This is a genomic window from Chitinivibrionales bacterium (assembly GCA_014728215.1).
Taxonomy (GTDB): Bacteria; Fibrobacterota; Chitinivibrionia; order Chitinivibrionales; family WJKA01; genus WJKA01.
Genome location: WJLZ01000117.1, coordinates 1 through 12,812, shown reverse-complemented (window position 1 = coordinate 12,812; position 12,812 = coordinate 1). Strand labels below are relative to the sequence as shown.

17 protein-coding genes are annotated in these 12,812 nt (G+C 47.7%); 5 read left to right on the top strand and 12 right to left on the bottom strand.

The window, feature by feature from the left end; all coding sequences use genetic code 11:
- Window positions 1-188: 188 nt before the first annotated feature.
- The 3 genes from GF401_08725 to GF401_08715 all read right to left on the bottom strand — a co-directional run bounded on the left by GF401_08725 (window position 189) and on the right by GF401_08715 (window position 2,496).
- A complete protein-coding gene (locus GF401_08725) occupies window positions 189-1,103 on the bottom strand; it encodes a DUF3108 domain-containing protein (GenBank protein ID MBD3345130.1) in 915 nt (304 codons plus the stop codon).
- A gap of 130 nt (window positions 1,104-1,233) precedes the next feature.
- The gene (locus GF401_08720) at window positions 1,234-1,938 is read right to left on the bottom strand and encodes an inorganic diphosphatase (GenBank protein MBD3345129.1); all 705 of its coding nucleotides are present in this window, start codon (window positions 1,936-1,938) and stop codon (window positions 1,234-1,236) included.
- Window positions 1,939-1,971: 33 nt separating this feature from the next.
- Entirely contained in the window at window positions 1,972-2,496 is a 525-nt protein-coding gene (locus GF401_08715; GenBank protein MBD3345128.1) for a hypothetical protein, read from the bottom strand.
- Window positions 2,497-2,794: 298 nt separating this feature from the next.
- On the opposite strand from GF401_08715, the gene GF401_08710 reads away from it, so the two are divergent.
- On the top strand, window positions 2,795-3,601 hold the full coding sequence (locus GF401_08710) for an MBL fold metallo-hydrolase (GenBank protein MBD3345127.1): 807 nt from the start codon (window positions 2,795-2,797) through the stop codon (window positions 3,599-3,601).
- An 11-nt stretch (window positions 3,602-3,612) separates the two neighbouring features.
- Here GF401_08710 and GF401_08705 read toward each other — a convergent pair whose 3' ends face one another.
- Both GF401_08705 and GF401_08700 read right to left on the bottom strand, forming a co-directional pair.
- Window positions 3,613-3,804 (bottom strand): hypothetical protein, encoded by a 192-nt coding sequence (locus GF401_08705; GenBank protein MBD3345126.1) that lies wholly within the window; start codon window positions 3,802-3,804, stop codon window positions 3,613-3,615.
- Window positions 3,805-3,901: 97 nt separating this feature from the next.
- A complete protein-coding gene (locus GF401_08700) occupies window positions 3,902-4,042 on the bottom strand; it encodes a hypothetical protein (GenBank protein ID MBD3345125.1) in 141 nt (46 codons plus the stop codon).
- Here GF401_08700 and GF401_08695 point away from each other — a divergent pair.
- The gene (locus GF401_08695) at window positions 4,034-4,495 is read left to right on the top strand and encodes a hypothetical protein (protein ID MBD3345124.1); all 462 of its coding nucleotides are present in this window, start codon (window positions 4,034-4,036) and stop codon (window positions 4,493-4,495) included. The genes GF401_08700 and GF401_08695 overlap by 9 nt on opposite strands.
- A 45-nt stretch (window positions 4,496-4,540) precedes the next feature.
- On the opposite strand, the gene GF401_08690 is transcribed toward GF401_08695, so the two are convergent.
- From GF401_08690 to GF401_08675, 4 genes are all read right to left on the bottom strand, one after another.
- Entirely contained in the window at window positions 4,541-5,329 is a 789-nt protein-coding gene (locus GF401_08690; GenBank protein MBD3345123.1) for a hypothetical protein, read from the bottom strand.
- 165 nt (window positions 5,330-5,494) lie between these two features.
- The gene (locus tag GF401_08685; GenBank protein MBD3345122.1) at window positions 5,495-6,310 is read right to left on the bottom strand and encodes a hypothetical protein; all 816 of its coding nucleotides are present in this window, start codon (window positions 6,308-6,310) and stop codon (window positions 5,495-5,497) included.
- Window positions 6,307-7,296 (bottom strand): ATP-binding cassette domain-containing protein, encoded by a 990-nt coding sequence (locus GF401_08680; GenBank protein ID MBD3345121.1) that lies wholly within the window; start codon window positions 7,294-7,296, stop codon window positions 6,307-6,309. The genes GF401_08685 and GF401_08680 overlap by 4 nt, the downstream gene beginning before the upstream one ends.
- Before the next feature lie 340 nt (window positions 7,297-7,636).
- Entirely contained in the window at window positions 7,637-8,251 is a 615-nt protein-coding gene (locus GF401_08675; protein ID MBD3345120.1) for a hypothetical protein, read from the bottom strand.
- Between the two features lie 239 nt (window positions 8,252-8,490).
- On the opposite strand from GF401_08675, the gene GF401_08670 reads away from it, so the two are divergent.
- Together GF401_08670 and GF401_08665 are read left to right on the top strand one after the other, a co-directional pair.
- On the top strand, window positions 8,491-8,658 hold the full coding sequence (locus GF401_08670; GenBank protein ID MBD3345119.1) for a hypothetical protein: 168 nt from the start codon (window positions 8,491-8,493) through the stop codon (window positions 8,656-8,658).
- 417 nt (window positions 8,659-9,075) lie between these two features.
- Window positions 9,076-9,705 (top strand): hypothetical protein, encoded by a 630-nt coding sequence (locus GF401_08665; protein ID MBD3345118.1) that lies wholly within the window; start codon window positions 9,076-9,078, stop codon window positions 9,703-9,705.
- A gap of 154 nt (window positions 9,706-9,859) precedes the next feature.
- Here the strand turns inward: GF401_08665 and GF401_08660 are convergent, their stop codons facing one another.
- The 3 genes from GF401_08660 to GF401_08650 all read right to left on the bottom strand — a co-directional run bounded on the left by GF401_08660 (window position 9,860) and on the right by GF401_08650 (window position 11,420).
- Window positions 9,860-10,633, bottom strand: coding sequence for a dienelactone hydrolase family protein (locus tag GF401_08660; protein MBD3345117.1), 774 nt, complete (start codon window positions 10,631-10,633; stop codon window positions 9,860-9,862).
- Between the two features lie 122 nt (window positions 10,634-10,755).
- The gene (locus GF401_08655) at window positions 10,756-11,109 is read right to left on the bottom strand and encodes a translation initiation factor Sui1 (GenBank protein MBD3345116.1); all 354 of its coding nucleotides are present in this window, start codon (window positions 11,107-11,109) and stop codon (window positions 10,756-10,758) included.
- The gene (locus GF401_08650; GenBank protein ID MBD3345115.1) at window positions 11,106-11,420 is read right to left on the bottom strand and encodes a GIY-YIG nuclease family protein; all 315 of its coding nucleotides are present in this window, start codon (window positions 11,418-11,420) and stop codon (window positions 11,106-11,108) included. Before GF401_08650 ends, GF401_08655 begins: the two co-directional genes overlap by 4 nt.
- A gap of 284 nt (window positions 11,421-11,704) precedes the next feature.
- On the opposite strand from GF401_08650, the gene GF401_08645 reads away from it, so the two are divergent.
- Window positions 11,705-12,812 (top strand): hypothetical protein (locus GF401_08645; protein ID MBD3345114.1); only part of this gene is annotated, 1,108 nt, incomplete at its 3' end.

The following is a 12,812-nucleotide window of genomic DNA, read 5'->3' as shown; positions in this document are numbered from 1 at the left end:
AGACAAAAGGTGCAAGGGGAAAATTATCAAAAACGCAAAAGCTGAAAATCGAAAACGGAATAATCGGTCATGCAACGGGCCCGAAGAGATTGAAGAGAAATTGTTTTTCATCACTCCCCGATTCCGGTTCGTCCGATTATCAGTAAAAATCGATAGAATGACGTGATCAATATACTCCCAAATAACCGCTACTTAATCTTCACCCGTTTTCCATACACCAGGGAGCATTTGATCGCTCCAAAGAGAATCTTTGCCTTAACGAAAACCGGTAAACGATACTTATCATCGGTGAGCCAGATATCGACACGATCGCCTGCACCGAAAACCATTGCCTTTTCTTTCAGATGAGGACGGACTCTGATACAGGGAAATTCGGCGCCTTCGATATCAATCGTATCGCGCTCGATACAGGCGAAATACATGGGATAGGTTTTTCCCTGCACAAAGGAATTGACGAATACCGTATCCCCGACATCCCAGGGTACGGTACGGAAATAATAAAACGCCGAAAGATAGGTCTGAACAAAGGGGGGAACCGAATCTGAGCAATGCTTTGAATTTGATGCATGTACTTTGCCGCCAACATGATCGTAAACACGCCAGCGGTTTGACCGGTATCGCCCCTCCCGTATGTGCTCCTCAAAAAAAAGAGGATAAAAACCATCTGTATCAATTTCACAACGGCTGTAATCCTTAACCCGGTACAAGGCGCCCAGAAACCGGTGAGTAACCGCCATACCGGTCAATTCGATACAATCGGGGTTTTGGCCCGGAGAAACACTCAAAACGCCGTATCCGGCCGAAACAAACCCCCATTTCACCTCAAATGTCAACTTTTCCTCCACACCCTCGAATTGACACTGAGATATATCTCTCAAGGACAGTATTTTAGGGACATCAAGCGTGTCACGCAGCGAATCCTTGAAAGCGGAGACATAAAGCTTTTTCCGTAACAGAATCTCTTCCTCGCGCCAGTCGATATGGCGGGATGTGTTAATTTTATCTTCGATATTGAAATAAAATTGCTCGGCCCCAGACGAATACATCCTCGCCAAAAGAATAAGAAAAAACAATCCTGCACGAGGTTTCAGAAATATATTCATGATTTTATCGCTTTTTGGATAACCGTTTAAATTCTCTTATAAAATACGACGTTGCAACCAGATATAAAATTTTATTCGCAAAAAAGCATGCCCCTCATACTACGGATCTTCCCCTCGGAATAGTCAAATATTATTGCATCTGAAGGAAATACCGATGGTAAGCTGCAATTGCAGTATCAAGCATTATGCGGGCCTCAGCGGCATCTCCAAACCCCTGTAAAACCATTTTTTCGGGGTCTTTATAATGAGAAAACCAGATCTTGATTATATCCGTTATCCATTTATACTCATCTCTCAATTCCTTCATACCGGAGATTTTGTGCAGTGATGATCCCGGAAGAAGGGCGATAATTTTATTGTCGATTTCTCCATCGTCGAGTATTTTCAAAACCCCGACCAGGCGGACCGCCACCACTCTTCCCCTCCCGATTGCGGGTCCTATAATAATGACATCAAGAGGATCGCCGTCACCCCCCATCTGCTCTGGAAGAAATGTTCCGGGGATCATGCCGTAGTTCACCGGATATCCTATATGAGAAACAATTCTCGGTTTTCCCCGCTTGAAATCCCATTTCAGCTCTCCTGTCGATTTGTCCACCTCCCACTTTTCATTGGTCCCGGCGGGAATCTCAACAACGACATTGACATTTCCAGAAGAATCCACCGCAGCATAGTCTCTGAATAAATGCTTTCGACCGGCCGGAGTATAACGATCCACCCGGATAAGCTGCCCCCTATGGTCGTTACTCTCACCGGCACCATTGCTGGAACACCCGGCCGGCAGTAAGCTGAACACGGTTAGAATAAAAATTGCATTGTGTCCACCAATGTACATAGGGATACCTCCTGATATGACGGTAATTCCGATTTATTCCGATTCTTCAGAATGCCACTGCCCGAAATGATCGGCATGGGTTTTCAGATACGCTCCCGGCGTGTAGAATGTATCGTAGAATCCGGTATCCAGATGATGAGCCTGGAGATAGGTAATAACCATCATGGACGGCACAGTACCGGGAAACTTGCCGAAGGTGTTGTAGATATATTGGGCCTGAAGAGCGATACACTCCTTGAAGATTTCATCGTGAACAGCTGCGGCCGAGGGAAAAACACGTCCGCCGGCAGCACCGGCGTAGTTCGAGAGATGCGGTGCAAAACGCTGTGCCCGATAAATCAAATTATTCCAGCCTGTATTGGCACCACAAGCCGCTACAACCAGCAATTTCTCGAAATCGGAAAGGGGAACAGGAGCATGGTTACTTTTATAGGTGAATATACCATCGGGAATTTCAGCACCCATAAAAAACCGGCGGGACCGGCGGCCAAGTAATGCGTCTATAAGCCCGAATGACTGCATATCATTAAATCCCGTCGGTATCCTAAATCTGGCCATCGAAACCTCCCAGTTTATTGGATCACCAAAATCGACTCTGATATTCATTCCGAACAAGACAATATCCCCGGATTCAAAAAGCAAGCAATCTCTGTACCAGGGTGAAGGACAGATCAGCAGGATAGAGGATCTTTCATCGATTATGTGCCCTTAACAATTGGCACAAGAATTGCGAATTATTCTCGACGTCTTGTTCGTTTGGGTACCAAAAGATCAACACAAACTTCCCAAAGGAGGGCATAATGCAGGAACAGACAACCGTTGACGTTAATGTCGAACCGAAATAGAATTAGTCTCTATGATTATCGATAAACCTATACTTTTCGAACCCCAGACGCTCGGCCCTGATACGCGGGCGATTGAATCATATCTGCCCGTTCCCGGATATGGAATTCTTCCGGCAAACGCATTTTTGATTTATGCACAGGAGCCGGTCCTGATCGATTCAGGACTGGCCTTCCTCCGAAAGGAATTTATCCAGGCCTTGCGGGGACTTATCGATCCGGAAGACCTTCGCTGGATATGGCTGACCCATACTGATCCCGACCATATCGGAAATCTGGGTGCGCTCCTTGCACTGGCGCCTCATCTTAAGATAATCACCACCTATGTGGGAATGGGGAAAATGGGGCTCCTGATGCATCCTGTCGATCGCTGTTATCTCCTTAATCCCGGACAATCACTGAATGTCGGCGACCGTCAACTGCTCTGTATCAAACCGCCGGCCTACGATGCTCCGGAAACCACGGGTGTGCTTGATCAACGTACAGGTAATCTGTTCAGTTCCGACTGCTTCGGGGCCGTGCTTAAAAAGCCTGCCCCAGCGGTCGAAGTTATCGATCAGGATGACCTTCACAAAGGACTCATCACCTGGGCAACCGCCGATTCTCCCTGGCTTTCGTGCGCCGATAAGTATGTCGTCGATCATGCAATCGATTCGCTCCGACACGTGGGCCCCTCGATGATCCTGAGCAGTCACCTCCCCCCTTGCAGGACCATGCATGAAATGCTCTTTAGCGCACTTTCTACAGCAATGGATGTCGAACCTTTTTCGGGACCCGATCAAAGGGTGAAGGAAATAATGCTTGCGGAAATGACAAGATGAGAAATTGAAGGTTAAAGCTCTTCTTCTGTTTTCGCTACAAAGCATTTATTCTGCAATTCGGTAGAGAGTTCCTTTAAAAATCCCGGTAAATCTGCAGTATCCTCTGTAGTAGTTATTTCGAGAGGGAAAAGAACCGGCCTTTTCAAAAAAACTTTGTCTTCAAGGTAGGGCAACGCATAATTTTTCATCCTTTTTGACTGCAAAAGAAATATCCCTGAATAATGAAGGCAAAAAGAATGCCATCAAAAAGCTAGTACAGACCTGCCCAGACAAAAAGCCGGCTCCATTCACGGCATCCAGCTAATAATCTCCTGATCGGGAAAGCGCGTTCTTAATTCTGAGAATGGCCGTTTTTGTTTCCGGAATCACTACCTCGCTTATCCGGTCGGCGACCTTTTCAAAATAATCGCAACAGGGTGATTCACCCGGAATGTGGATCATATCGATCTGCCGGAGGTCACCTCTGATACACCGGTGAAAATCGAAGGCAACGGATATTCCTTACAGGCACTTACCAATGATATCAGCCTGTCCGGTTTCAGCATCTCCCCCCGTATGTATGAGGATACACCACATGAGGTGACCGTCACTTTTCCCGATCTGGGACCGCTCAAGATAGGGGCTCGACGGATCTATTACGATAATGTGGGTCCGGGAAAACGGCGGATGGGATTTGCATTTGTCATTTGTTCATCGGAAACCAGAAATGCACTCATGCTCAACACGATAGGCCGTACCGAAACCTGGGAAACAGCCCACGAACGCCGGATACGTAACAACGGAATAATGGCAATTCATTTTGCTTTCGTCCTTCTCCGCGGCCATGCCTCCTACGAGCAGGTAGCCGCATACAGCCGCTTCGATGTGGGCGCATTTTTCGGTCACCGGTTCTGATCCTCCCAACCTGTTTCCGCCGTAGTATACGCTCATGCATTTATCTCATGATGACGCCGATGCGTAGGCCCGCAAACCGGCATTCCATAAAAGTCCAAGTATAAAAGTAAAGGCAAGGGTAACCGCAATTATGGTTACCGGGACAGCTGGGTTGAAGGGCTCCAGCACGATTCTGGCAGGATAGGACGCCATCAGGAGAAAAGGGCAAATTGTTGTCAGAATGATCCGGGTAACGCCGGTGAAAATTCTGTCAGGCCGCTCGATAAACCGGTTGAGATGAAAAAAAACGGCTTCCATGCCCTGGGAAGAATGGAGCCAGAACACCGGAATAATGGTCATCATCCGAACGCAATAACGCAAATAGGCGCCGTTGACAAGAAATATTACAAACAGCAACACTTTCACAAAACTCACCGTCCCATCATAGCTGTTCAAAGCCCAGACGCCTATGGCTGCAGCCATGATTAGGTTCATAAAGGAATTGGCGGCAAAATCACGAAGGCTGACAAAGAAGAGTGATGATACCGGACGAATCAGATAATAATCCAGATCGCCCCGGTTGACATAGGTACTTAAATGCCAGAGGTTATTCGAAAAAAGAGTCATGCTCAACGCATCGACAACCAGAAAACCGGCCACAAACACCCGCATCTGATTCCCTGTCCACCCCCCAAGAACATCCGTATGCAAAAAAACAACTTCAAAAAACATAAAGTTTATCACATAATAGATGGTATCCATGACAATCCGGAAGAAAAAATCGAGCCGGAACTCCATGGCCTTTGAAAAGGAAAACCTGAGAAAATAACCGAATAATCGAATATAGCGTAACATATTATGGCTAAGGCTAAGGTTAAGGTTGATTTCGATTTGAGACAAAAGACCTGTCCCGGGGTGCTACCGGGAGAAGGACAAGCATTTGAGCGGAAGAAAAATCTACCATCCTGATCCATTATCCTCGTTTATTATCTTCTTCTCTTTCAACTTTTTCCATTCTCTCTAAATCCCCACCCCCGTATACTTATACTTTCCCCGATACCATATCAGCATAAATCCTGCGGTAAAAACGGCATTCCAGAGCGCCATAATTCCAAGCCCCTGTAAGAGCTGAGTAAAGGTAACCTCTCCCATCAGACAACGGATCGGAAAGCTGGCAAAATAGGCAAAGGGAAGAGCTGTAAGAAGCGGCTGTATCCATTGGGGGAAGAGCGACAGCGGTAACATCGAGCCGCCCAGAAGGCCGGTAATAAACCGGGCGATCACCAACAGGCTCCAGACATTGTCGGCCCAGAATGCAATCAGTTCTATCATACTGTTAAAGGTAAAAAAAAGCAGCGACGCCGCGGCAACAGCCAGAAACCCCTGTACAATTCCTGAAAGTGTCAGGGACAGCTCCGAAGGATCGGCGATGTATGAACTGAGGATAATAATCAGAATACTCTGGGCAGCAAATACTACGCAATGGGCCAGGTTGGCGGTAAACTTATAGACAAAAACAGAAACAGGATAGACAAGGTATTTTGTCAATGCACCCTGATAAATATCCTCGGAGAAGTTGCCGAACTGCATCCCCCGCACTGCTCTGCCGATCACCGGGACCAGCAGATAATATATCATCATTGAGCGGAAACTGTAGCCGCCGATTTTCTCCGCGCCGGAGCTTTCGAACACTGCTTTCCACAGGAAATAAGCGATGCTGAATTGGGCGAGAAGGGAAACAACAAACTGTATCCAGAAATTGACCCGGTAGGCAAAAATTTTCCGTAGCTCCTGAAAAAAGACCTGGGGCATTACAAGTCGCATTAGTATATTCATCCGTCTTTCTGGATCGATTCGATAATGGTGCTGATATCTTCTTCTTCGATAGCAAGGTCGGCGATATCCCAGGAGCTGAGGATATGCTGTGCCGCAGCGACCGCATACCGCCGCTGCACCTGCACCCGGAGGATATTATCGGTTCCGGGCACCACCCTACCGATCGTTTCCGGTAAGGATGAGGCGATTTCCGACACCCTAATACCCTCGGGGAGATGGGCCGTAACAATTTTATAGCGCACATGTTCGCCTACGATGTGGGTCAGGGGACCGTCATAAACAATCGTGCCTTTACGGATAATAATCAGCCGTTCGCAGAGCGATTTGATATCTTCCATATAGTGAGAAGTGATAATCATTGCAGGACTATGGCGACGGTTATATTCCAGAAGGAAATTGCGGACTGCGCGCTGGGAGGTTATATCGAGGCCGATAGTCGGTTCATCGAGATAGATGACCGATGGATTATGCAGCAGCGCGGCGATCAACTCCATTTTCATCCGTTCGCCAAGCGAAAGCCGGCGTATCTGAGTCGTTAATAGATGTGAAACATCAAGAATCGTCGCGAGGTTCTCCAGCCGGATATGATACTCTTCCTTGGGGATACGGTATATCTCTCTGAGCAGTAAAAAACAGTCTGCTGCAGGAAGGTCCCACCAGAGTTGTGCTTTCTGGCCCATGATCAGGGCGATTTTTGAACGGAATTCGTTTTTTCGCTCCCAGGGATCGTAGCCGAGCACCGAGACCGTCCCCCGATCGCGAAAAATAACACCCGAAAGAATTTTTATAAGCGTTGTCTTGCCCGCACCATTGGCGCCGACCAGGCCGGTAATTTCTCCCTGATTGATCGTAAAGGAGACATCGGTCAAAGCCGGCTTGTATGTCCACGCCCGTCGGAAAAGAGAGCGAATCGATCCCCGAAGCCCGGGCTGTTTTTGATGGACTTTGAAGGTTTTACAGAGATTTTGTACTTCGATTGCCGGCATAGGATTCTGTTTTCGGATAATTCCACGAGCTTCTCTGAGGATACTTCGCTTTAATTATGAAGTAATTTTCTGATTCAGAAAAATACATCTTGTTTCACCCTCGCGGGTTCACCGCCATTCCGGATCGGACCATATAATTTTGGGATTTTCTAACCGCTTAAGCACTCCTTGAAATATTCAGAATCGGCCTATTTCCAGTTGTATACCGGCATCGATAAAATAGTGCAATTATCGACAATTTTTTGGTGCCTGTTTTTGCATACGAACCCCGGAAATTTTGCACAAAGGTCCTCCTGCTGAAATGTGCATATCCGAAGAACCGATCATCCACGCCGGTCGATCACCACCGGTATAACCCGAAATGCCCTTCAAGCGCCGCACCGACAACGGTACCGGTCCCGCGGTCCCCGGTAAAAAGCGGTGTGTAAAAAGGACGGATCCCGATCATGCGGGTTTTGCCGGTTTCCGACTGAAAATTCAATCCAAAAAGCGCACTGACAAAGGGGCCGGCAGCGAAAAATTCCTCGGGATTTTCGGCGTCTTTGGGAGTTTCGTAATCGGGACCATAGTGAAAGCTGGCGCCCAGCCCCGGGCCGACAACCAAATCCATATCATCATTTACGGGGATCGAATACTCGAAAATGAATTCGGGCTCGAACTGCAGCATGTCGAAGGCCACGCCAAAGAGGATCGGACGCATCACCGGCAGCTTGAAACCGACCACCGCCCGGTCATTGAGGTGGTAACGGGTGATAAGCATGATATCTGCAATAGGACCACCTTTTACTCCTTCAGGCGAGCCGACACACATCCGAAGATCATCATAGCGACCACCCAGCATGACATTGAGGCCCAGTGAAATGCCACTATTTTCGGCCGACAGGGGAAGGGATATCAAAGAGATCAGCAACATAGAAATGATGGTGATAGAATGGATTATTTTTTTGAGATGCATATAACGAACCTCCTGAAAGAGTGGGCTGCAATCCAGATTTTTCCGGAAATGGGAAAAATTGGGGAAAATTGAGAAGAAAAATATATGAAGCTACTCACGAGCGGCAATGAATATAATTATTACCTTTTTGAACATTCCTGAATAAAGCAAAAGTTGTTCCATAAATTGTCACTTTTGAAAACGTTCCTCAATAATATCACCTGACATACCGTTCACCAACGAAAGAACTGGGGTCCTTAATGAAATTTCCGTTACCGGCAAACCCTCAGGGGTTTATGCTTCTATTATATGCTTCTATTAATGGAAATCAGTATATCGATCGCGGACCTTCCCCCGGCGATTCTGCGCAGGGAACAATCACCGTCACCTCACCGGAGCACCGGAATCACCTCCGGCGGTTCCGGTAGTGGTAACCCCGAAAAGATAGTTCGGTCGACCACGGCATTCCATGGCTCTTTCTTACCGGAGAAGAATGCGTTGAACTACAGCGATACCAGGCCCCCGGAACATTCACCTTAAACCGAAATCCCCCATCTCATACCATACTCTACGCGAAGTTTACCTATGGCGGACACTCGGTTTCAGGGCGTATAACCGTTTTATGACAGCATACTGCCCCCTCACGGCGCCTGATTCACGTTGCCCCGGCCTTTACCATTCGTACACCACTTCAGGCAACATCACAGGGAAACTGCTCTGAATCTGGCATTATGTTTGCAAATGTATACAACAGCTGCAGGTCCAATCAGTCCCCCGATCCTGCCAACAAACACGATTTACAAACCACTCCGGCTTACGCTTCGGAAGGGGGAAAGGAGAAACCTATGTTCATATTTAATCGACAAATGATATATCTCTTCGTAATGGTAGTTGCGATAAATTCAGCCTCCCGAGGACAATCGGTTTTTCTTGCTGCCGACGGTGCAGCGGCAAAATCGCTGGGAGAGGGGATCGATAACCTGCAGATCGGTTTTTCATTCACCACCGATGGTGTCTATGCCCTTTTCGATTTTCTTCATATCGGTTTACGGTACAGCTATACCGATTGGGCGCCGTCAATGGACGAAATGCTTCCGGAGCTTGACGATTCCCTCTATATTCTCGATATTGAAGGCACTATCTGGAGTATGGAAATTGCTCCGCTGGTCCGCCTGACCACACTTTTTGAGAAAAATGTCATTAATCTCTTTGTTCAGACAGGGGCAGGACTGTATGTAATTCATTCCGAAACTACCGCAAATGCCATCAATCTGCGGGGCGAGCATATTTTAAGGGAACTTGGTGAAGGCACCGGTACTCATTTCGGTGTTTCTGTTGGCGGCGGTGTAACAATCGGCCATGCAACACCGGTTATGCTCCGTTTGTATCCTCAATGGAATTATGTGGCCCGTGATGATCAACCCAATAACTACTGGAATTTTAACGGCGGCCTGGTTTTCGGTCTCGGGAGATAGCCGGGCAAAAACGGTATTGGAAAAATGGATGCGCTCGCAAATCGTTGTCGTTTCCGGATCGAGTCCGGGAGAGGTCTCCTTGTCACAGATATTATTCTTTTTCCGGACTCGTTGAGAAACGTATTGCGAGCGATCTTTCCCCCAAATCAAATCCTCATTTCCGAAAGATCTCTCTCAGAAACACCTCCAGATAACGCCACGATCTTTTTGCCGCACGCTCGTTATAGGCAACTCCCTTCGATTTATCCGAACCTGATTTCGGATTAGTAAAGCTGTGCACCGCGTTGCCGAAAAAGATCAACTGCCAGTCAACCGATGATTTTTTCAAGGCTGCCATGAATGTATCTATATCCGCTTTTTTGATTGAGGGGTCATCGGCGCCGTGAAGAACCAGGACCGACGCTTTGGTCTGCTTCAGCTCTTTTTCGGACGGAATTGGCAGATGCCCGTGAAAGCTCGCAACGCCTTCTACCGGAACGCCGCCAAATGCCAGGTGAAGTACGGTTGTGCCGCCGAAACAGAAACCGATTGCCGCAAGCTTTGTCGAATCCACCCGCTCCTGCCGGGCGAGGGTCTGCAGGGCTGCGCGCACACGCTTGCGAAGCAATTTTGTATTCCCGCGCACCTCCGAGGCCCATTGCGATGCCTGCTCTCTTTTTTTTGTCGATTTGCCGCCGCCATACATGTCGGCCGCAAAAGCATAGTAGCCCATCGCTGCAAGTTTTTTTGCCTGCTCTCTGGCAAAATCGTTGAGCCCCCACCATTCATGGACAACTAAAACGCCCGGCAGATCTCCTTGCACGGTGGAATCAAAGGCGTAAAATCCTTTGAACTGTACGGTATCCACCGAATACTCGATCATGCCGGTTTTGATCTCAGCATGGGCAAGTGCTGTGATTGCAATAACCGTAAATAAAAAATAGCGCATACTTCCTCCTCTGCTGCTGCCGACGACCTGTGTATTTTTACAGGCGCGGCATTTTGTTTCTTTTCTCTGGATAAACAATTCTCACAATGGAAAGCAAACAGCGGGCTTATCGATGATGCTGCTTACCCACCCGACCTTTTGGCTTTATACCCTCGCTTATTCAATTCTTCAACCAGTGCATCACGATGATCGCCCTGAATCTCTATGTGGGTACTTTTAACCGTGCCGCCGGTCCCCAGACCCCGCTTGAGTTCTTTTGTCAATGCTTTCATCTCATCGGAATTGAGCGGCAGACCGGTGATAATCGTCACCCCTTTCCCTTTTCTCCCCTTTTTCTCCAGGGACACCCGCACACGTCCGTCACCTTTTGATTGTGCAACTCCTTTTTTCCTGCTGCAGATGCAGTGTTGAGCCGGTTTGCCGCAGGAGGGACATATCCGGCCTGTTTCTGTAGAATAAACTAATTCAGAGGTCATTTCACCAATATCCTTCCACTGTCGTGTTGATAGGATAATTCACCCTGCGCGATAATCCGTTCTTTCTGCAATCGCGTCAGTTTCTTGAGCCGGTATTCAACTTTCAGTGCCGTCGAACGGCTCCCGATCTCACAGGAAAATGCTATTTCCCTGGGCGGATGGGCCTTCAGATATTTCGCCCGCCGGCGCCCTTCCGAACAATGTTCGATAAATCGCCGCCGTACATCGGTTGTAACACCCGTATAAAGAGTGTTGTCCCACGTGCGTAGTATATAAACATGCCAGACACTTTTGCTTTTCTGTTTTCTCACTGCTGCACGAATATACTTTGCCGGCTCGCTTTTGCATAGATACACATTTGTATTCCCTGGCTTAGAAAATTAAAAAAAAGAGGCTCCATAACCCAAAAACAACCGACATTATGCATCAATATTCATTATATTAACGTAACGGATGCTCAACGCTTCCACTACCTGGCATTTGAAGGCGAATTTAAAATAAATCGAAACCGGTGCTGTTACTGGCTTAATCCATAAAAAGACACACTCGCATTTTAAGCGATTAAGCAACCACCGGTTTTCAAAGGAGTTTATCAATGCTGAAGCATCCACTTTCCGGAGCTGCGCATGCCGCTTCACAATATCTGATTTCTGCTGCTTTTATTTTTGTTCTCTTGATATCCGGCGCACACGCTCAGGTTGTTTTGACCGACGGCGGTAATTCGATCACCGTCCCCAAAGAAAAAATGCATGTCTATGTATTTATCGGCCATTCGAACATGGTTGGGCGGGGATCCACGCCCGACAGTTGTCGTGACTTCTTTTTCATAGCCCATCCACGATGCTGGAACTTCCATATTCAGGATAACTATTCGGGTCCGCCGCATCATGAATGGATTCCGGCAACCGAACCTGTTCACCGGGACCAGCGTAATTTCGAGACCCCTGACAAAAAACCGGTCGGCGGCGGTATGGGAATGGCGGTTGTCAGAGAGATGGCCTCCCGGTATCCAAACCATTATTTTGGAATTATTCAAAACGCCGACGGCGGCACCTCGGTCGGAGATTACGCCTACAACCGTTCTACCGGCAGCGGGGCGAATTTCCTGGATCAGGTTGTCGATGCAATCAATGCTGCCAAAGGCACAGCTACTATTGCAGGAATAATTGCAGAACTGGCAAATCCGACCTCCACAATGGACGGCGTCAATAACTTTATTAGAGATATCCAGCTCATTGCCGATAAAATCCGCCAACAAACCGGGCTACCGGATACTCCTTTTCTGGTTTCTCAATTCAGAAAAGGCTATTACCGGGACTCTCACGGTGACTATGCGGTTAATTTGAATTATACCAACCAGCTTGTTATCGAAATTGAAAATCTCCCCAACCTGGTCGAATATTGTGCTGTCATCCCCACCGATTTTTCGATGGACCGGGATAAATACATGCACGATCATTCTCATTATAACCTCTTGGGAATGATTAAATTTGGAAAGAATGCGGCCGATGTTATCGTGCAGAACAGTTGGGCACCGGCGACAATTACCGATACGCACCCTCCCCTAATACCATCGGGACTGCAGAGCGGTACCATAACGCCCATGAGCATAACCCTGCAATGGAATGCATCATCCGACAACGATGCCGTCAAAGAATACCTGGTATTCCTTGACAATACACTCGTCGCCCGTCCTGCCGCTA